At 30.6% G+C, this 19,497-nt stretch carries 19 protein-coding genes; 8 read left to right on the top strand and 11 right to left on the bottom strand.

Annotated features, from left to right (window positions below; all coding sequences use genetic code 11):
* Positions 1 to 216: 216 nt before the first annotated feature.
* Entirely contained in the window at positions 217 to 801 is a 585-nt protein-coding gene (locus AMD28_RS13610; RefSeq protein WP_055444693.1) for an RNA polymerase sigma factor, read from the top strand.
* Between the two features lie 50 nt (positions 802 to 851).
* A complete protein-coding gene (locus AMD28_RS18725) occupies positions 852 to 998 on the top strand; it encodes a hypothetical protein (RefSeq protein ID WP_162838506.1) in 147 nt (48 codons plus the stop codon).
* Positions 999 to 1,236: 238 nt separating this feature from the next.
* On the opposite strand, the gene AMD28_RS13615 is transcribed toward AMD28_RS18725, so the two are convergent.
* Together AMD28_RS13615 and AMD28_RS13620 are read right to left on the bottom strand one after the other, a co-directional pair.
* Positions 1,237 to 1,794: a hypothetical protein gene (locus tag AMD28_RS13615; protein WP_055444694.1), complete on the bottom strand. Its 558-nt coding sequence runs from the start codon at positions 1,792 to 1,794 to the stop codon at positions 1,237 to 1,239.
* A gap of 164 nt (positions 1,795 to 1,958) precedes the next feature.
* On the bottom strand, positions 1,959 to 2,615 hold the full coding sequence (locus tag AMD28_RS13620) for an endonuclease III domain-containing protein (protein ID WP_055444695.1): 657 nt from the start codon (positions 2,613 to 2,615) through the stop codon (positions 1,959 to 1,961).
* Positions 2,616 to 2,647: 32 nt separating this feature from the next.
* Between AMD28_RS13620 and bcp the strand changes: the two genes are divergently transcribed.
* Positions 2,648 to 3,100 carry a thioredoxin-dependent thiol peroxidase gene (gene bcp, locus AMD28_RS13625; RefSeq protein ID WP_055444696.1) on the top strand — a complete coding sequence of 151 codons (453 nt, stop codon included), beginning with the start codon at positions 2,648 to 2,650 and terminating at the stop codon, positions 3,098 to 3,100.
* Between the two features lie 73 nt (positions 3,101 to 3,173).
* Here the strand turns inward: bcp and AMD28_RS13630 are convergent, their stop codons facing one another.
* Positions 3,174 to 4,628 (bottom strand): hypothetical protein, encoded by a 1,455-nt coding sequence (locus tag AMD28_RS13630; protein WP_055444697.1) that lies wholly within the window; start codon positions 4,626 to 4,628, stop codon positions 3,174 to 3,176.
* Between the two features lie 129 nt (positions 4,629 to 4,757).
* Between AMD28_RS13630 and AMD28_RS13635 the strand changes: the two genes are divergently transcribed.
* A complete protein-coding gene (locus AMD28_RS13635) occupies positions 4,758 to 5,519 on the top strand; it encodes an MBL fold metallo-hydrolase (RefSeq protein WP_055444698.1) in 762 nt (253 codons plus the stop codon).
* A 12-nt stretch (positions 5,520 to 5,531) separates the two neighbouring features.
* Positions 5,532 to 6,035, top strand: coding sequence for a hydrolase (locus AMD28_RS13640; RefSeq protein ID WP_241492516.1), 504 nt, complete (start codon positions 5,532 to 5,534; stop codon positions 6,033 to 6,035).
* Positions 6,036 to 6,116: 81 nt separating this feature from the next.
* Here AMD28_RS13640 and AMD28_RS13645 read toward each other — a convergent pair whose 3' ends face one another.
* From AMD28_RS13645 to AMD28_RS13665, 5 genes are all read right to left on the bottom strand, one after another.
* Positions 6,117 to 6,773, bottom strand: a complete 657-nt coding sequence (locus AMD28_RS13645; RefSeq protein ID WP_055444699.1) for an alpha/beta hydrolase — start codon at positions 6,771 to 6,773, stop codon at positions 6,117 to 6,119.
* A 2-nt stretch (positions 6,774 to 6,775) separates the two neighbouring features.
* Positions 6,776 to 7,120 carry a hypothetical protein gene (locus tag AMD28_RS13650; RefSeq protein ID WP_055444700.1) on the bottom strand — a complete coding sequence of 115 codons (345 nt, stop codon included), beginning with the start codon at positions 7,118 to 7,120 and terminating at the stop codon, positions 6,776 to 6,778.
* Positions 7,120 to 8,373 (bottom strand): dihydroorotase, encoded by a 1,254-nt coding sequence (locus AMD28_RS13655; protein ID WP_055444701.1) that lies wholly within the window; start codon positions 8,371 to 8,373, stop codon positions 7,120 to 7,122. The genes AMD28_RS13650 and AMD28_RS13655 overlap by 1 nt, the downstream gene beginning before the upstream one ends.
* The gene (locus AMD28_RS13660; RefSeq protein WP_055444702.1) at positions 8,370 to 10,292 is read right to left on the bottom strand and encodes a BatA domain-containing protein; all 1,923 of its coding nucleotides are present in this window, start codon (positions 10,290 to 10,292) and stop codon (positions 8,370 to 8,372) included. Before AMD28_RS13660 ends, AMD28_RS13655 begins: the two co-directional genes overlap by 4 nt.
* Positions 10,293 to 10,353: 61 nt before the next feature.
* Complete coding sequence (locus AMD28_RS13665; RefSeq protein ID WP_055444703.1) at positions 10,354 to 11,361, bottom strand: glycosyltransferase family 2 protein; 1,008 nt, start codon at positions 11,359 to 11,361, stop codon at positions 10,354 to 10,356.
* Positions 11,362 to 11,617: 256 nt separating this feature from the next.
* On the opposite strand from AMD28_RS13665, the gene AMD28_RS13670 reads away from it, so the two are divergent.
* Positions 11,618 to 13,510: a M61 family metallopeptidase gene (locus tag AMD28_RS13670; protein ID WP_055444704.1), complete on the top strand. Its 1,893-nt coding sequence runs from the start codon at positions 11,618 to 11,620 to the stop codon at positions 13,508 to 13,510.
* Positions 13,511 to 13,640: 130 nt separating this feature from the next.
* A complete protein-coding gene (locus tag AMD28_RS13675) occupies positions 13,641 to 13,973 on the top strand; it encodes a DUF6799 domain-containing protein (protein ID WP_055444705.1) in 333 nt (110 codons plus the stop codon).
* Position 13,974: 1 nt separating this feature from the next.
* Here AMD28_RS13675 and AMD28_RS13680 read toward each other — a convergent pair whose 3' ends face one another.
* Together AMD28_RS13680 and AMD28_RS13685 are read right to left on the bottom strand one after the other, a co-directional pair.
* On the bottom strand, positions 13,975 to 14,748 hold the full coding sequence (locus AMD28_RS13680; RefSeq protein WP_055444706.1) for a TIGR02757 family protein: 774 nt from the start codon (positions 14,746 to 14,748) through the stop codon (positions 13,975 to 13,977).
* A 14-nt stretch (positions 14,749 to 14,762) separates the two neighbouring features.
* A complete protein-coding gene (locus AMD28_RS13685) occupies positions 14,763 to 15,332 on the bottom strand; it encodes a hypothetical protein (protein WP_055444707.1) in 570 nt (189 codons plus the stop codon).
* A 210-nt stretch (positions 15,333 to 15,542) separates the two neighbouring features.
* On the opposite strand from AMD28_RS13685, the gene AMD28_RS13690 reads away from it, so the two are divergent.
* Positions 15,543 to 17,726, top strand: coding sequence for a tetratricopeptide repeat protein (locus AMD28_RS13690; protein ID WP_055444708.1), 2,184 nt, complete (start codon positions 15,543 to 15,545; stop codon positions 17,724 to 17,726).
* A gap of 68 nt (positions 17,727 to 17,794) precedes the next feature.
* On the opposite strand, the gene AMD28_RS13695 is transcribed toward AMD28_RS13690, so the two are convergent.
* A complete protein-coding gene (locus tag AMD28_RS13695; RefSeq protein ID WP_152975616.1) occupies positions 17,795 to 19,492 on the bottom strand; it encodes an LIC_10190 family membrane protein in 1,698 nt (565 codons plus the stop codon).
* Positions 19,493 to 19,497 lie beyond the last annotated feature (5 nt).

The raw sequence follows: 19,497 nt of genomic DNA on the forward strand, positions 1-19,497 counted from the left end.
TGCAAAGATACTACAACTAGTTCAGCTTAAAAAATAGATTATTGTGTAATAAAATGTTAAAAAAAGTATTTATTTTTTGTTTTTTAGGAATGATTCTTGTTATATTTGACTCATACTAACATAAATAACAAAATACTAGCTTATAGCATAACATTACTTTTTAAATTTTAACCCCAAGTATTAGAAGGCTTTCTTCTGTGCAAAAAAGTAATCATTATGCAAAAAGAACTTACAACCGACGCTACTCTTGTTAGTAACTACATTAAAGGAGATGAAAGCGCTCTAGGAATTTTAATTACTAGACACAAACAGAGAATTTATAGTTTTATATACTCTAAAGTATATGATAAAGATATCGCGGAAGATATTTTTCAAGATACTTTTATTAAGGTTATACGAACATTAAAAAAAGGTTCTTATAATGAAGAGGGTAAGTTTTTACCTTGGGTTATGCGTATCTCTCACAACTTAGTTATTGATCATTTTAGAAAAAGTAACCGAATGCCTAAATTTAGTAATACAGGGGAATTTAGTATCTTTTCTGTATTGAGTGATACTGCATTAGATGCCGAAAAAACAATCATTAAAGAACAGGTAGAACGTGACGTTAGACGTGTTATGGATGAGTTACCAGAAGATCAAAAAGAGGTTTTGGTAATGCGTATGTATAACGATATGAGCTTTAAAGAAATTTCGGAAAAAACAGGTGTAAGCATAAACACTGCTTTGGGTAGAATGCGATATGCTTTAATTAACATGCGAAAAATTATTGATAAGCATAATATTATTTTGACTAATTAACAATAATATAAAGTATGTTTCGTTTTTAGAGTATAACAAACACATTTTAAATGGCAAAACTTTACTCTAAACATCCTAAAAAGGAACAAGTTAATCAGAATCCTAAACAAGAAACAATAGATTTTCTTCTTAGTTATTCTAAATCTTTAAGTGTCTTACACTACAATAACTTGAAGTTTGAAACACTTCTAAACTAAATAATAAAAGTCCTGATTTTTAATCAGGACTTTTTTTTATTCCTACGTAAGCAGGAATCTCTTAGAATTAATTCTATTTTTTAATTAGGAATAGAAACAAAATATAACCTTAAAAATAGCTTCACACTTTAGGGCATACGCTCCAAATTTTCCATTTAGGAAAATCCAACTCCTCTTGACTAAAGAGAGGTGCAAGTTCTAATCATATTTTTTTAAACGACAATGCTATTATTTACTTTTAGAGTTGGTTTTTTTTTGTAAATAATAATTCTTCATAATTATACGTGTTTAAATAATCTATTCTAATCTTTTCTAGATGTTTGCTTATTAAATCTTTATTTTTGTAATCTTCAGATAAACAGTTTTTTAAATTTTCATCAAAAACGGTTAATACTAAATAGTAGTTTCCTTTTGATCTACTTGTATGTGCACTTTCTAAAATTGGATTATTTCCATTTTGTTCCCGTTTTGCATCTACTAAAATAGGAACTAAATTTATTGTTTTTGTTTCTCTTTCTGTTTCATAAAAAGATAAATAATAGGTTTCTCCATCTATTAGTATTGGTACATTGCTTTCTACATCTATGTAGTCTCTTTTAAATTTATTATTGATATAGGTATAAAAATGATTTGCATCTTTTGGGTCTTCAAAAATAAAAGCGTTTTGTTTTGGCAATCCTTTTTTGAATTTTTTAGCTACCATTAGTTTATAGGTCTCAATTTTTGGTGCTATTTTGGTTGGTATACAGGAAGTAAAAACGAATATAACAATAATAAATAATGCTGTGATTTTCATAAATATATTTTAGAAATAGCAACAATTAGTATGCCATGAATTCTTTAAAAATAGCTTCGCATTTTGGGGCAAACGCTCCGAATTTTCTTTTTAGGAAAATCCACCTTTCTTTAACTAAAGAGTGGATCAAGTACTATTAATAATTTTATAAAACGATAATATTCTTATTTGCTATTCGCGTAATACGCTTTTAAAACAGTACTTCTACCAATAGTTTTAGTAATAATATCCTTTTCTAAATCCCATCCTCTTGCTGGAGAATATTCTCTACCATACCAAATAATTTGTAAGTGTAAATCATTCCAAATTTCTTTAGGAAACAATCGCTTTGCATCTTTTTCGGTTTGCGTAACGTTTTTTCCATTGGTTAAATTCCATCGATACATTAATCGGTGTATATGCGTATCTACAGGAAAAGCAGGAATTCCGAATGCTTGACTTAAAACGACACCTGCCGTTTTATGACCAACAGCTGGTAGTTCTTCTAAATCTTCAAAACTTTGAGGAACAATACCATTATGCTTTTCAATTAAAATCTTTGATAAACCATAGATGCCTTTACTCTTCATTGGCGACAATCCGCAAGGCCGTATGATTTCCTTAATTTCTTCCACAGAAAGTTTTATCATATCATAAGGGTTATCTGCTTTTGCAAAGAGTAAAGGGGTAATTTTATTTACTCTTACATCTGTACATTGGGCAGAAAGTAAAACAGCAATTAGCAACGTATATGGATCTTTATGGTCTAACGGAATTGGTATTTCTGGATATAGAGTGTTTAACGTTGTTATAACAAAATCTACTTTTTCTTGTTTGGTCATTGTTGTATCTTTGAAAAACAAAAATAAGAAATATGAAGACATTAATAGTAGGAGATACCGTTCCAAATTTTACAGTTAATAATCAAGATGGGGAAGCTATTTCTTTAAGCGATTATAAAGGGAAGAAACTTATTGTTTTCTTTTACCCAAAAGCGAGTACTCCAGGTTGTACAACAGAAGCTTGTAATTTACGTGATAATTACAAAGTTTTACAAGAGCAAGGCTACGAGTTACTTGGTGTAAGTGCAGATTCTGAAAAAAGACAAACCAATTTTAGAAATAAATATGTGTTTCCTTTTCCGTTATTAGCAGATGAAGATAAAGTCGTTATTAATGCTTTTGGTGTTTGGGGAGAAAAGAAATTTATGGGAAAAACCTATGATGGTATTCATAGAAAAACTTTTATTGTGGATGAAAATGGAGTAGTAGCCAGAGTTATTGATAAGGTGAAAACAAAAGATCACGCCGCACAGATTTTAGAATAAAAAAGTGTAAAATTATACTATAAAAAAAGACCTTACTTAGTAAGGTCTTTTATCATTTTATAAAGTATTTAGCCTATTGATCTTCGCTATAAACTTCTTCTGTTTCGCAACTAAATAAACTTTTCTCTTTTATAATTTTAGAGACACCTTCAGGAAGCATGCCTTCCCAACCAGATTCTCCGTTAGATATCATTTTTAAAACCGTACGAGAAAATACAGAAAGTATTTTAGGATCATAATCTGCTATATCTACTACTTTTCCGTTGTATTTAAAGAATTTATATAATTCTTTCATTCTAGGATGTACTTTTAAATCTTCACTTGTTGTTAAAGTACCATCTCCATTTTCCATAGGATATAAGTACACACGTAAATCTTTAAAGAATAATTTACCAAATGCTTCTAGAATTCCTCCACTTAAATGACGATAATATTTCTCGTCAAAAATATCGACTAAGTTATTCACTCCCATTGCAAGTCCCATTCTAGCTTTTGAGTATTGTGAGAAGTATTCTACTAGTTTGTAGTATTCTTGGAAGTTGGATATTAAAACGGTTTGACCAAGAGAACAAAGTAATCTTGCTCTATCCATAAAGTCTTGCTCGTCTATTTCACCTTCCGCACGAAGATTAGATAACGTAATTTCAAAAATTACTTGTGTCTTTTCTTCATCTACTTTATTCTCTTTTATAAACATGTCATAAGATTTATGAAACATATCCATATTTACCTTTGTAACCGGTCTAAAGCTTCCACGAAGTGCTAAAATATTCTTTTTGTAAAGTACTCTTGCTGGTAAAACATTGTTTCCATCTGGAGCAAACATAATAGCGTCTGTCATGCCATTTTTAACCAGTTGTAAACTCATTAATCTATTATCTACATCTTCAAAAGCAGGGCCAGAGAAATTAATAGTATCAATTTCTAATTGGTCTTTATCTAAGTGATCGTATAAATATTTTAATAATTTTTTAGGTTCGTTATATTTATAAAAAGCACCATAAATAAGGTTTGTACCTAAAATACCTAAAGTTTCTTGTTGTAGTCTCGCATCGTTTTCTTTAAAACGAAGGTGTAATATTATTTCGTTATAATCTTGATCTGGATCTATTTGGTATTTAATACCAACCCAACCATGGCCTTTATATTTTTTAGCAAAATCTATAGTTGCTACCGTATTTGCGTACGAGAAAAATAATTTATTAGGATGGTCATCACGAGTTAATCGCTCTTCCATTAACCTAACTTCATGATTTAACATTTTACGTAAACGTGCTTCTGTAACATAACGTTTATCTTCTTCTATACCATAAATAGCATCACTAAAAGCTTTATCATAAGCAGACATTGCTTTTGCAATGGTGCCAGAAGCTCCTCCAGCTCTAAAGAATTGACGAACAGTTTCTTGTCCTGCGCCAATTTCGGCAAAGGTTCCGTAAATGTTTTCGTTTAAGTTTATTCGAAGTGCTTTTGTTTTTAACGAAGGGATTTCATCAAACTCTTTATCACCTTTAATGGTTATTTCCATTTTAAATTTGGTTTTCTTGCTATTAAATTACCATTTATCGATTGTAAGCATAACTGGTATAACAAAGATATTAAATAAGTGTACCAAACAAAAAAATAAACTTATTTTTGTTTTAAAATCTATATACAATTGAAAGTAACTTTTCTTGGCACAGGAACTTCTCAAGGCATTCCAGTTATTGGAAGCACGCATCCGGTTTGTTTAAGCGATAATCCAAAAGATAAGAGGCTACGTGTTTCTGTAATGATTACGCATAATGATAACGTATATGTTATAGATTGTGGACCCGATTTTAGAGCGCAAATGCTGAACCAAAATGCCACGAAATTAGATGCTATTTTGTTTACGCATGAACATGCAGATCATACCGCAGGATTAGATGATATACGACCTTTCTTTTTTAAACAAGGCGATATTCCTATTTATGCACATCAAAGAGTATTGAAATCCCTTAAAAGAAGGTTTGATTATATTTTTGAAACCGAAAATAAATATCCAGGAGCACCTAGTGTAGCGCAAAATATAATAACAAATACGTCATTTTTTATTGCGGATTTTAAAGTTACTCCAATTAATGGGATGCATAATAATTTACAAGTTTTCGGATTCCGAATGGAAGATTTTGCATATTTAACAGATATGAAAACGGTTGCAGACGAAGAGATTGAGAAACTTAAAAACTTAGATGTTTTGGTAATTAATGCTTTACGCGAAAAAGAACATATTTCGCATTTTAATTTAGAAGAAGCATTAGCATTTATTGAAAAAGTAAAACCTAAAAAAGCCTATTTAACACATATAAGTCATTGGCTAGGTTTTCATGAAGAAGTACAACAAAAACTTCCTGAAAACGTATATTTGGCTTATGATGGACTAACCATTAACCTATAACTAATTACCATTATGAAGAGTAAAATTTTTATGTACTTATTTATTTTCACATCATTACTTGTTGTTTTTCAATATGTAAATTCTAAAAATGTATTTGAAGCGGATACAGCCCAACTAGAGGGGTATAAAACGAAAATTGAAAAGTATAAAGATTCTGTTACTGTTCTAGGGGATAAAGCTTTTCAATATGCCGAATTTAGTTTAGGTTATTCTGATGAAGCTTTAGATTATATTGAAAAACGTGGTTATGAAAGTGACCAATTAATTGCTCTTATTGAAGAGTCGCTTTATGAGTTAAATTTAAAGGAAGGAGATAATCCTTTGGTGCCTTATGCTGCAATGTCCTCTGACGGAAAAATGATTATTAATGCCATTCGCGTTTTAAATCACAAATGGTTAATTTGTAACTTTAATGATGGGGAATATTGGGGCGAATTATTTTTAAAATATACTATTGGAGAAAATGGAGCACTTACTTTTGAAGTTGTAGATTCTTTATTATATCCAACGAACTAAATAAAATATTTATAAAAAAAAAGACCACTAATTTTAGTGGTCTTTTTTTTTATTTATTAATCAGATTATTAGTTTCTGTATTTATATTTTATCGGTTAACCATTCTTTTAGCGCATAAAAGTTTTGTGGTGCAACGCCATGACCTACAGGGAATTCGCTGTATTCATGTTTTATGTTTAAAGATTTTAAAAACACTGGCGCTTTTCTAGCCCAATCTACAGGAATAACTTGATCTTCACTACCATGAGAACAGTAAAAATTAAGACTAGAATAATCTTTAGTTTCTACATCTTCCGGTAAAATAGCAGGATTTATATAACCACTTAAAGCAATTATATTTTTTATTTTTTCAGGATAGCTTAGTGCTACACCATAACTTAAAATGGTTCCTTGACTAAATCCTAATAGGGATACATTATCTTTATTTACAGGATAGTTAGCAGTTGCTTCATCTATAAATTTTGCAATAAGATCTCTCGATTGTTTTGCTTCTTCGTCATCACTCCATTTGGCACCGGTTGCATCAAAATTGATAGTATACCATGCATTTCCATAAGGTTGCATGGCTTGCGGAGCTCTTACAGAAATGATAAATAATTCTTCCGGTAATTCGGCAGCAAAAGAAAATAAGTCGTTTTCATCACTTCCATAACCATGAAGTAGAATTAGTAAAGGTGCGTTTTCTTTTAAAGAAGATTCACGAATGATATGATGTAGGGAAAGGTTTTGTGTTGTCATTATTAATTAGAATCAGATTTACCAATATTTGAGAATAATTTTTGAAAGAAAGCACCAACTAAAGGTACTATTTGCATTTTTCCAGAAATGGCAGAAGAAATGCCATAAATAAATAATACAGCAAAACATAAATAAAAACTAGAACTGATTATCCAGCTATCAAAAGAAGAAATTACTCTTCCTAGTAATAAAAACATAATCCATAATCCGAGTCCTTGTCTAATATGAAAAGAAGAGAAATCGTTTTTCTTATCGTTGTTTAAAAAGTAAGCTACAATAGGACCAAATATAGTAATGTAAGCTACAATGGCTAATTTTTTTCCTTCTTCTATAGTTTGTTCTGTCATTATTTAAGAATCATTTTATTGTTTGCAATTATACCATAAACACTTCCTTTTAATGGCGTGTTTAAAAATATACTATTTTTAGATTTTGAATGTATGTTGGAGGTATCGAAAGTAAATTTACCATTGGGATTAAACAAACTTGCGTTTATTTTATTCCCTTCCGAAATTGTTGTGCTTTCTTGTCCGAATCTCTCTTTTCCTTTCGTTAAAATACTTACTGTTTTCTTTACAGAGAATAGTGTGTTTAATGCGCTGAAAGCACTTTCTAAACCAATAGTTCCATAATCGGCATAATCGAACTCAATATTTTTAAGTTCAATGTTTAACGGATTATGATCACTGGTAACCAAATCTATCGTACCGTCTTTTACACCTTCTATTAAAGCATCTACATCTTTCTGAATTCGTAAAGGGGGTTGCACTTTAAAGTTGGTATCAAAAGTAGTTAGTACATCGTCTGTAAAAAATAAATTGTGGATAGCAACACTGCAACTTACGTCTAGTTTTTTCTTTTTTGCTTCACGAATAAGGTCTACCGCTTCCGCAGTAGAAATCGTTGGAATATGTAATTTTCCGTTCGTGTATTCTAGTAAAAATAAATCTCTAGCAACTTGCAATGCTTCGGCAAGATTCGGGTTTCCTTTTAAGCCTAAAGTCGTACTTGTAATATTTTCATTTACTACGCCATTTCTGCTAATCGAATTATCCTGCGGATAGGAGTATACCAAACCATTAAAATTGCTAGCATATTGCAAGGCAATTTTAAGCATGTTGGCATTTTCAATAGGTTTTTTATAATCTTGAAAAGCACAAGCGCCAGCGTTTTTCATATCGAACATTTCTGCAAGATGCTCTCCTTTGCTGTCTTTGGTTAAAGCACCAATTGGTAATAAAGTTACTGCGTGATTTTGGGATTTACTATTTACAAAAGCGATGTTAGAACTGGAGTCTAAAACAGGTTCTGTATTTGCATTCATAGCAACGGTTGTAAAACCAGAAAGTGCGGCTGCTTGTAAACCATTATTTATGGTTTCTCTATCTTCAAAACCTGGTTCGCCAAAACAAACACTACTATCAAACCAACCTTGTGAAATATGTAGGTTTTCTAGATTAATTTCTTTGTATTTACTGGTGTTTTTAATGTTTTCAGCGATTTTGCTAATCACACCTTTTTCTATTAAAATATCCTGAACCGTATTATGGAACTCGCTTTTAGAGTCTATAATTGTAGCAGATTTTAGGAGTACGTTCATTTCAAATATTTTAAGATGGCCATTTCAATAACTAAAAATAGCAGTGCAAAAATAACAAACCATTTCCATAGCTCGTTAATTTTAGAGTCGCTTTTTAAAGTATTAAATAATTGGGTTATTGATTCACTTGTTTTTATATTTTCTAGGTTGCTTATATCTTGATATACCAAATTACTTTCGGTTCTATCTAAGTTATAGCTTACGTTTTCTATACTTTCGGTTTTGTTAATTATGGAATAAATTCCAGCTTCGTTTGGTGTTTCGTTTGTAATTATAGAAACTTTATTATTGAAGTATTGCTGCTGCGGAATCGTATTCACTTGTTCTTTTACCAACGATAAAATAGCATCTTGTTGCAGCGTTACAGCAACATCATATTTGTTTTCTTTTCCGATGGTGTAATATAAATCCGGGATTTGTAAACTACGTTTGGCAATGTTATACAACGTAGGAACAATTAAAGGGGAGTTTATAAAATTGGAATTTTTAGTGTTTAACGCGGAAGCAAATACAAATACATTTTTGTGGTTTGCTAAAAAGGATTTAGCATCTTCAAATTGTAATACTTTGGAAGCGTTTTCCGTTTGGAAGGTATAATAGCTATTTACTTTCGGATATTGAAAATTAGCCACGCGCTTATCAAAAACATTGGTATATAAAGGATGCGAATAATTAATAGTCGTTATCTTCTTTTCGGAAGCTGTTTTAGCGTTAAAGGCTAATCCCGATTGTAGCAGTAAATTATTGTAGGAGGAAAGCCCAATCTCTTCATTAGGAATTACAATTAAGAATCCGCCATTATCTGTAAAAGCAGTAAGTGCAGTGGATAGTGCGTTTGGTATTTCTTTTAATTCGTTTAAAACAATAAGGTTCTGTTTTTCAAATACACTATAATTTAACTGATTCTGTTTTGTGCTAGCATAGTTAAATTCACTTTCTGTGAAAATTCGTTTTAAGAAAGCATCGTTTCCATCATCAATGGTTAATACATTAATTTTTGAAGCTTTATTGATGTTAAAAAATAAACTATTATCAAATTGAAGCTGTGTGTCTTCAATAGTGATTTCTCCATTTATACTTTCGTTCGCAGGAATAGTAAAACTAGTAATCGCTTCGCCTTTTAAAGCAACTGCTGTTTTTGCAATAAGCTTTCCATCGTTTAGCAAGGAAACCGGAAGGTTCTCAATAGCAATTCCTGTGTTTTTTAATCGTACGCTGATATCGATATTTGTGGCAGTTGTTTTTGAAATGTAGACACTATCTACAGAAACATTATTTGTGTTTACTGGTTGTAAAGCAACGGCGTGAATTTGTATTAGTGAATCTGCTTTAGGTTGGAAACTTTTCTCTTTTTCTTGAAAATCGGAAATAAAAACCAAGTTCTTGATACTATTCGTATTCTTATTAAATAGGGTTTTACTTTTTAATAAAACTGCATCAGAACTTAATTGATTTGGCGCATATTCCAATTGCAATAAATCGTTTTTAATCGCTTTTAAAGTGGTGTTTTTAAACGTTTGGTTGTTGGTTATTATAGATATGTTTTCGTCTTCAGGAACTTCGGTAATAATATCTTGAACGGCTCTTTTAAGTAATTCTCCTTGTGTACCTTTTGCTTGTAAACTAAAGCTGTTATCTAAATAAATAACGGTCTCGGCTTTGGTAGTTAAGCTATTGGTTTTAGAAGTGTAAGGTTGAGCAAAAGCAATGATTGCGGCAGCTAATAAAAGTAACCTTGTAAGTAAGGTTAGCCATTTTTTTATAATCGCACTTTTACGAGTTTGTAAATTGACTTGTTTTAAAAAAGCAACGTTGGTAAATTTTTCAACTTGAAATTTACGAAGCTGAAATAAATGAACAATAATAGGAATAAGCAGAGCAAATAATGCGTAAAGAATTTCTGGGTGTTTAAACTGCATATTATTTTAGATTGGTCAAAGATAAAAAATGATTAGTAATTTGAAAGCAATTGTTTTTGTTTTAACAAAAGAAAAAATAATCGGTCATTGGTTTCATTTTATGTGTATCAAAATAAGTCGTTATTTCTTGCTGTGCTTCAGCGTTAGCAACGGTAACAATACATTGCGGATTCTCAATCTGTTTTAAATAATCAAAATTATGTAATTCTTGATGATATATATGTTTGCCAATTTTCTTCTTATTATCGCAAATCCAATAAAAAGGAATTTCTTTTTCAATTAAAGCTTTGGCAATATTCTTTCCTTTCGTTCCTGCTCCCCAAATAGTTATTGGTCTTTTAGAATCATAATCTAACGCTAAAAAATAATGCAATTTGATATCTAGAAAATAATTTTGGGCATAATGTTCATGCGTTCTAGAAGTTCTGGTGCTATAATCTCGCCATTGATGTAATACTTGATTGCAAGGAATACATTTAAAATTATGCTTGTAAAATCGAAAGGTTAAATCGTAATCTTCTGGATAACGGTTGGGATTAAAAGCATCCGCCGTAATAAAATCATCCCGATGTAGCATCCAACAAGGAGATGGGATTACACATTCCTTATAAATTTCAGAATAATTACTTCCTGTAATAGTTAAATCATTCAGCCACCTTTCATATCGTGCATAACCATTGCTAATGCCTTCGTCACTAAAATATTTCACCAAACCAACGGCAACGTGCTGTTTTCCGTTTTCGAGCAAACTAGTAAGTAAAACTTGCAATTTATCGGGATGCATAATATCATCACTATCCATTCTAGTGATATAGGTTCCGGTACTATTTTTAAAAGCTAGTTGTAAAGCATCTATAATTCCTACACCATCATTTTTTAAAAGTTTTATTCTAGGCTCTACTTTCGCAAAATTGGAAACTAGGGGATAACTAGCATCTGTAGAACCATCGTCTACAATAATAAGTTCCCAATTGGTGTAGCTTTGTTGGATAATGGATTGTAAACAATCGGATAAAAAAACTTCAGTATTTTTAAAAGGGGTAATAATACTTATAAGTGGGTTTTGCATGTAGCGAAAATAGTGTTTTAAGTTTAAAAATATTTAAAGTAATACGTTGCTTCCATTTAAAAGGACTTATAATTTGGTTGGAGGGTTTTTCATATTAGACGCTATCTTTAAATACTTTAGAAACTGTATCTGCTTGTAACAGATCTTATTTTAACAAAAAGTTAAGGAATTAAATTGTAACACATTGTATTTTTGAGCGTCAATTAATCAAACTAAAACCAATTTCTCCTAAAAGAGAACATTAAACTATTAATTTATGAAAAAAGTATTAGCCGTTATTGGCTTAAGTACCTTGTTAGTTGCTTGTGGAACTTCTTCTAAAACGGGATCCAATGATTTAGCAACAAGTACAGCAATTGAAACTGCTTTAGATTTAACTAAGGTTGTTAATGATAAAGTTCCTGTAACAATAAACCCAGGACGTTTTACCGTAGAAACAGTAACGTATAGATTGCCTAGAGTAGTACAAGGAACGTACTCTGTTAGTGATTTTGGAAAGTATGTAGACGATTTTAAAGCTTTTGATTACAAAGGAAATGAAATCGCGACGACTAAATTAGATGATAATTCTTGGACTATTGCAAATGCAACAAACTTAGACAAGATTACCTATTATGTTAATGATACTTTTGATACAGAAAGCTCTGGAGGAATTGGAGGAGAAAATCCTTTTTCACCAGCAGGAACTAATATAGAATCTACAAACTACGTTTTAAACTTACACGGTTTTGTTGGTTATTTTGATTCTTTAAAAAACGCACAATATAAATTAGACGTAACTGCACCAGCAAGTTTTAAACGCTCTTCTGCAATTCAAGAAGTTGGAGCAGAAACAAGTAAAGATGGAAGTGTTACAACTACTAGTTATTTTGCTCCTCGTTATTTTGACATTACAGATAACCCAATGTTTTATGGTAATCTAGATGTAGAAGAATTTCAAGTAGGTGACATTAAAGTAGTATTAAGTGTATATTCTCCAAACCAAGTACATACTGCAGCTTCTCTTAAAGAAACAATGTTTAAAATGATGCAAGCGCAAAAAGCATATTTAGGGAATGTGAATGCAACACCTCGTTATGATATCTTTCTTTATTTAAGTGAAGGAAAAGAAGATTCTCCAAAAGGATTTGGAGCTTTAGAGCATCATACTTCTACAGTTGTAGTAATGCCAGAAAGTTCTCCAGCAGAAGGTTTAGCAAAAAGTATGACAGATGTTGTTGCACATGAGTTTTTTCATATTGTAACGCCTTTAAGTGTACACAGTGATGATGTACATTACTTTGATTACGACCAACCAACTTTCTCTAAACATTTATGGATGTATGAAGGTGTAACCGAATATTTTGCACAACACTTTCAAGTATATGAAGGTTTAATGACAGAAGATGAGTTTTACGCTACCATGTTAAGCAAAATTAAAACTGCTGCTAACATGAACGATACCATGAGTTTTACGAAAATGAGTGAAAACGTATTAGACGAACCTTATGCACCACAATATTATAATGTGTATATGAAAGGAGCTTTAATTGGTATGTGTATTGATATTTTAATGCGTGAAGAAAGTAACGGAAACAGAAGTATGCTTTCTTTAATGAAAGAACTTTCTGCTAAATACGGAAAGAACAAACCTTTTAATGATGATACTATTATTGAAGAAATTACAGCAATGACCTATCCATCTGTTGGGGAATTTTTAACAACACATGTAGAAGGTACAACGCCAATTGATTACAATGCATTTTTTGCTAAAGCTGGTTTAGCATTTGAAGAAAGCAAAGTAAAAACAAACTACATTCAAAATGATGGTGAATTTATTTTTGCACCAAACAGAGAAACACAAACTATAGCGTTTTCTCCTGCAGTTGCAAATAATAGCTTCTGGAATGACAATGGTGTACAAGCTGGTGATATTGTAAAATCTGTAGATGGCGTTGCATTAACTATGGCTTCTGCACAACAAATTATTGGTGGTATGTATGCATGGCAACCAGGAAAAGAAATCAATGTTGTATTAGAAAGAGATGGTAAAGAAGTTGTTATTAATACAACACTTACACAGTCTTTTACAACAGGAAAGAAATTACAACCAAAAGCAGATGCTACAGCAGCACAAAATGCGTTACGTAATGCTTGGTTAAAAGGATAGAGAATTTAGAATTCCAATAAGAAAATGCCTGATGTATAAAACACATCAGGCATTTTTATTTTTACAAAGTACTGAAAATGAATAGAAAAAATATTATATTTATTAGGCTATTAATCCATTGTCTAATATTATGAAAAATATTTTTTTGTTATTCATGCTTATTCTTTTTACTACCGGAAGTCTTTTTTCTCAAGATAAAAAGGAAATTGTAGATGCTAATTTTTGTGTTTCCGTAAACGGAAAAGTTTTTAAACATGAGAATGGAGAAATCGTTTTGTTAGAGAAAATTATAAAGTTAAATAACGGAACTATGGTATATCCCAATGGTGGCTATAGACTAAAAAATGAAGATAAATTCTATTTAAAAGAAGGGGAATGTATTGGTTTTAGTGGAAAAGTCTATGAAAACCAAGAAAAGTTAAATGTGGTTTTATATAAAAAATTCCATAGACGTAATCAATAGTTTAAAACCCTTCAAAAACGCCAAGTCCGAATAAAGCAAAATCATATTTTACAGGATCTTTAGCGTCTAGTTTACGCAAAGCAGTATCTAATTCTAGTAATGCTTTTCCGTCGTTTTGTTTGCGCGTAAGTATTCCTAGTTTTCGAGCAACGTTTCCAGAATGCACATCTAACGGACAAGATAACTGACTAGGAGAGAGGCTTTGCCAAATGCCAAAATCTACTCCCGCATTATCGTTTCTTACCATCCAACGTAAAAACATGTTAATACGCTTTGCTGCAGAATTTTTAAGCGGATCACTTACATGCTTTTGGGTTCGTTGTACATGTTCTATTTCAAAAAAAGTTTGCTTAAAATGGTGAATAGCATGCTGTAATGAACCTTTTTCTACATGATTAGCAAATACAGCTTCCAATCCTTCACGCTCTACATAAATATGCTGTAAAGCCTTTATAAATGTTATAAAATCTAAACCATTAAATGTTCTATGGACAAAAGTTTCTAAGGCTTCTAAGTCGCTTTCTTGATGGTTTAGAATAAAATCATGCGGCGCATGATCTAGCATTTGCATCATGCGTTTGGCATTGTTAATAATGCTTTTTCTATTTCCCCAAGCTATCGTTGCCGTTAGAAATCCTGAAATTTCAATATCTTCTTTTTTAGAAAAGGTATGCGGAATTTGAATAGGATCGCTATCAATAAATTTTACATTATTGTATTCTACAACTTTCGCATCTAGAAATTCTTTGAGGTCTTTTTGGTTTAGTTTTTTCACAAGAACAAAGATACTTATTCTATAGTAATAGTTTCTGTTGTGGCTTCTAGCATTCTTCCGTTTTCTTCTATGGTTATTTTAACGGTGAATGCAAGTGACGTTCCTGCTGCTATTACTTCATTAAAAACCATTTCATTTCTACCATTATAATATCCGTTTTCTCTATTTAAATCGAGAATTACATTTTCTAAAACTTCGTTTTCTAGCGTTTCCGGATTTCTATAGGACAGTTTACTATTTAGCGAATTTCCAGCAGGAATGCCTAGTATATCTGTGTTTGCAGTAATTATAATTTCGGAAACATGCTCTTTTAAGGTGTAATTTTCATCACAAGAAGTAGCATAAGCTGTATTAGAGAATTTTTTTAATTCTTTAAAATTGGAAGCAATTATGTAATCATATACAGGATCTAGGTTTAATACTAAATCTGAAGAAGTTATTGCTGTTGGGTCTCCATCGACTTGATCTTCAGCAATAAAATATAGGGAATCATAATAGGTGTTATAGTCTTCAGAGCAACAAGAAAATAAAACTGCTTGCAAAAGGGCAAAAAAGGCAAAAGATTGAATGGTTTTCTTAATCATAGCATGTTTTATTATTAGATGCAGATGTTATGATTTGGTTGCGTGAATTTTCTGTAATTTTTTGAGAAAGATATATAAAGTGTTCTTCATTTGTTATTCAAAAATACTAACTTGGCATCACTGTAAATGCATAGTCATTAAACGATTTTTTATCTTTGATTTGCTATTTATTATTACAACAAAATGTTGCAATTTAATTAACCATTATCTATGAAAATTTTTGAAAAAATTGCAATATCTATTGTTTTAGTATGCTTTTTAGGTACTTTATTCTTGAACTCTAAGATTTCTAGCCTCTTTTTCTTCTTAAGTGTGACTTTATTAAGTTTTAGTTATCTAATATTTGGTTTCGCTCTTTTTAAAATAAAAGATGAAAACTCTTATTTTAGAGTATTCTCTGGAGCTCTTCTTGGAATTACATTAGGAACATTACTGTTTGTTTTAGATATGCCAAAAGGTGTACTATTGAAAACGATTGTAGCTATTAATATTCTTTTTTCTATAGCTTTGATTTTAAATTGGTTGATAAAGAAACAAGGCTTTTCTAAAGAAAAAAAGATGATATTATTTAGGTCCGTTTTTATAGCATTAATAACTAGTTTTTTTGCTTACGCATCGGTTCATAATTCACAAAATAGATTTTTATTAAAAAAGATAAGTGGTAAAAAAACAAGCTTAACCTATAATTTGTTAATGTTTGATGAAATAGATAATTATGATGCTTTTATGGATAATGAAAATTATCTAGAGGCTATTAATTCAGCCAAGAAATCTGTAGAGTATGGAAAAAAATGGAGAAAGTATGATACTATTTATTATGATGATTTCTCAGGTACTTATGAATTTCTTTCAAAAGCATATATCCAAAGAGGAAACAAATTATATACTAATAGGGATTATCTATCCGCATTAAAAAATTATAGATCTGCAGATAGCGTTTTAAAACATAAAGAGCATATACCTAAATATCCAAAAGCAACGCAATCAGACATTTATTGGAATAGATGGAATCTTCTAAAAACTTATGACAGACTCAATGATTTTGAAAATTATGATAGGGAAATTGATTTTTTATTAACCAATTACCATAAGGTTAAAGATACTATTGATTTAGACTATTTCCGTATCGTGGAAAACGTAGCTAGTAATTATGCAAAGCGTAACGTCTTAGATGAATCTATTCGTTTGAGTAAGTTTTCCTTAAGTATATTAAAAAAGGATAGTTTAAATAATTTATCGAACTATAGAGATACCTATATCAATTTGGCTAAAAATTATTTAGTAACGGATAGCTTAGAGAATGCTAAAATTTACTTAGATAAATATTCTGAAATTGCCGATGTAAAGGATTGTAAAATACTGTATTATAATTCCATGTATTTTAGTAAAGTAAATATTAAACAAGCACTTTCTTATGCTGAAAAAACGTGCGAATGTATGGATAATGAAAATACTCCTAATCCAAATAATCAATTTAGAGCATATTTAAATCTTTCTCAAATAGCACTGGAAAACTCAAATTATGTGACTTTTAAAAAGAATTTAAAGCGAATAAAACCATTAGTTCCTCAGACATATAATCAAGAGTTAAATATCTCTAAAATTAATAATACCTTAGGATACTATTACAGACTGAAGGGCGATTTTACTAAATCTAAATATTATTATCAACAATCCTTGAACTATTATAGAGATGCAAATGAATATGATAATTATAAAAAGATAATAATTGAGTTAAAGATTGCTTTACTAAATGATGAATTAGGAATTAAAAATAACCTACAATTAATTAACAAGAAGGTTTTAGATTTATTGTCTACTTACGAGTCCACTACGCCAAGTTTGACAATGATGCATAATGATTTAGCTAGTATCAATACTGGTTCTAATATAAAATTATCAGATTCTCTATATCACATAACACTTGCTATTCATAAAAAATATAACCTTAAAAATCTCCCTAAAATAGGAGTTGCATATAATGGTTTAGGAATAAATAATCTTTATTTAAAAAAATACCCCAAAGCAGATTCTTTATTATTGAAAGGAAAAAACCAATTGGAAGCCTTTTACGGAAGCAATCAAAATATGAATCAGACCATTAATTATCTGAATTTAGCAAAATCAAAGCTACATCAAAAAGACTTTTTAAATAGTGCTAAATACTTGGAAAAAGCCACAATCACAGCTAATAATTGTTTTCCAAACGAAAAAACGATTTACGAATCCTATATATTAAAATTACAAGGAGATCTGGAACTAGAAACATCTAAAGATCGTGTTGTTGCTTGGAATCATTATACTAAAGCGTTACCAATTGCGGAAAAATATTTACCAAAAGACCATCCATTTATAATAGAACTTAAAAAGCGAATTAAGAGGAACGCTTCCTAATAAATAATTTACTACGCTTAAATATTCTATAGATTTTAGGTTATATAAGTTAATTAGAGTAATAGTTTTCACTCTATTTCTTTAGCATAAAAACCCTCTTTTAAATCTTTGGTACGCTGTTGCGGAATGACCTTAAAGTTCGCCTTAAAAAAATCTAATTGTTCTTGGTTTAAAGCAGGCAACGGAATATTTCCTGTTCCCCAAAAGAAGTCCACATTATTAGGCGTGTGAATACTTGTGTTTTGTAACGGAAGCGTTTCATATTCTTCCGAATATTTAGAATTTTTATACGGAGTTATAAGGTATTCCGAAGAAAAAGTACTAGAAACGGCAAGCTGTTTATTATTGCTAATTTGCTGATTGTTTATCTTAAAAAATAATGGTATTGCTGCAAGTATAACAGACATAATTAGAACAACCTGAATGCTTTTTCTATGCATCAATAACTTGGAAGCTATCAGTAAACTAAAACACAATATAAACGGAAAGAAGAAGCGATATTGTGGCGACGTTAGTAATAGAAATACCATAGTGATTACCGAAACCGTATAAATAATAAAAAGCGCTTTTTTGTTTTTAGATTTTGCTATAATAAATGGAACCACAGCCAAAAGGACTATCATTAATTTATTAAAAATCCCATGTAAACTAGGTGCTAGTAGCCAGCTTTTTAGTTTTGTGAAATAGGACGCGTTTTCAAATGCTTCGGCAGTTAAATGGTATGCATACGGTTTGGTGTAATTCGCAAAATAGATTTCTATACTTGTGGGTAAACTCCAAGACGTTTTTAAACTTTCTATTCCTTGTAAAGGAAACAATAAATTACCAGTAACTATTATATTTTTAATAGCAAATAGGAGTAAGGTTAGACTTCCAAACAAAACAATAATAGAGCTTGTACTTCTTGTAAAAATGAAATAACGTTTATACAATACTAGAGCAAAAAGGCAAAATGGGAATGCGGTTAGTTTTATGAAAATCATAAAAAAGGAAAGCAATACTACTGCGAAAAAAGCTTGTTTTGTATAGCTAGAATAGCATATTACGAATTGATGTAAAAGTATAAAACTTAACACATAAATCGCAATATCTGGTGATGGCGCAGATATAAATTGGAAGAAAAAAACATTGGCTATAGGGAATAAACCAAAGATGAGATTTCCTTTTGAAGTGTCTTTTTTAGAGATATAATCATGTAGTCTAAAAATAGCGTATACATTACCAAGCACTAATGCTAAAGCACTTAAATCGTTAAATCTGTTGTACATAAAGCTGAAATTAAAGGCACTTTGTAAAATGTGCCAACCAGAGGTTTGTCCTAAAAAGACATGCAAGTTTACCAAGCCATTTACAAAACCAAATTCATTAAGCCATTTAATGGTTTGTATGTAATACGATTCGTTATCGATAACAAATGGAGGAGAAGCGCTTTGTGCTAAAATAAGGATGCTTATAAGTGCTAAAACGATTTTAAGAAACGTAGATAGCCCAAGTAATTCTGTTTTTAGTTGATGCCAAAAAGCAACTATTTCTTTGCAATTTAGAAATGCTAAAGCGCTTGTGATTAATAGTAAAAGAATATGAAAGTATCCATTAATAGCAAACGGAATAGCCCAAATACTAGCAAGTAATGTAACTCCGAAAAAGCCAAAAAAGATAGTTATTATGGTATCTTGTTTTTGTGATTGTAAGACACGGTTTATGCTCACGCCAATAATGCTGCTTATTGTAAGAATGTAAAGCCAGGAAAGGAGGATTAGTAGCATAATTA

The organism is Lacinutrix himadriensis (assembly GCF_001418105.1).
GTDB lineage: Bacteria > Bacteroidota > Bacteroidia > Flavobacteriales > Flavobacteriaceae > Oceanihabitans > Oceanihabitans himadriense.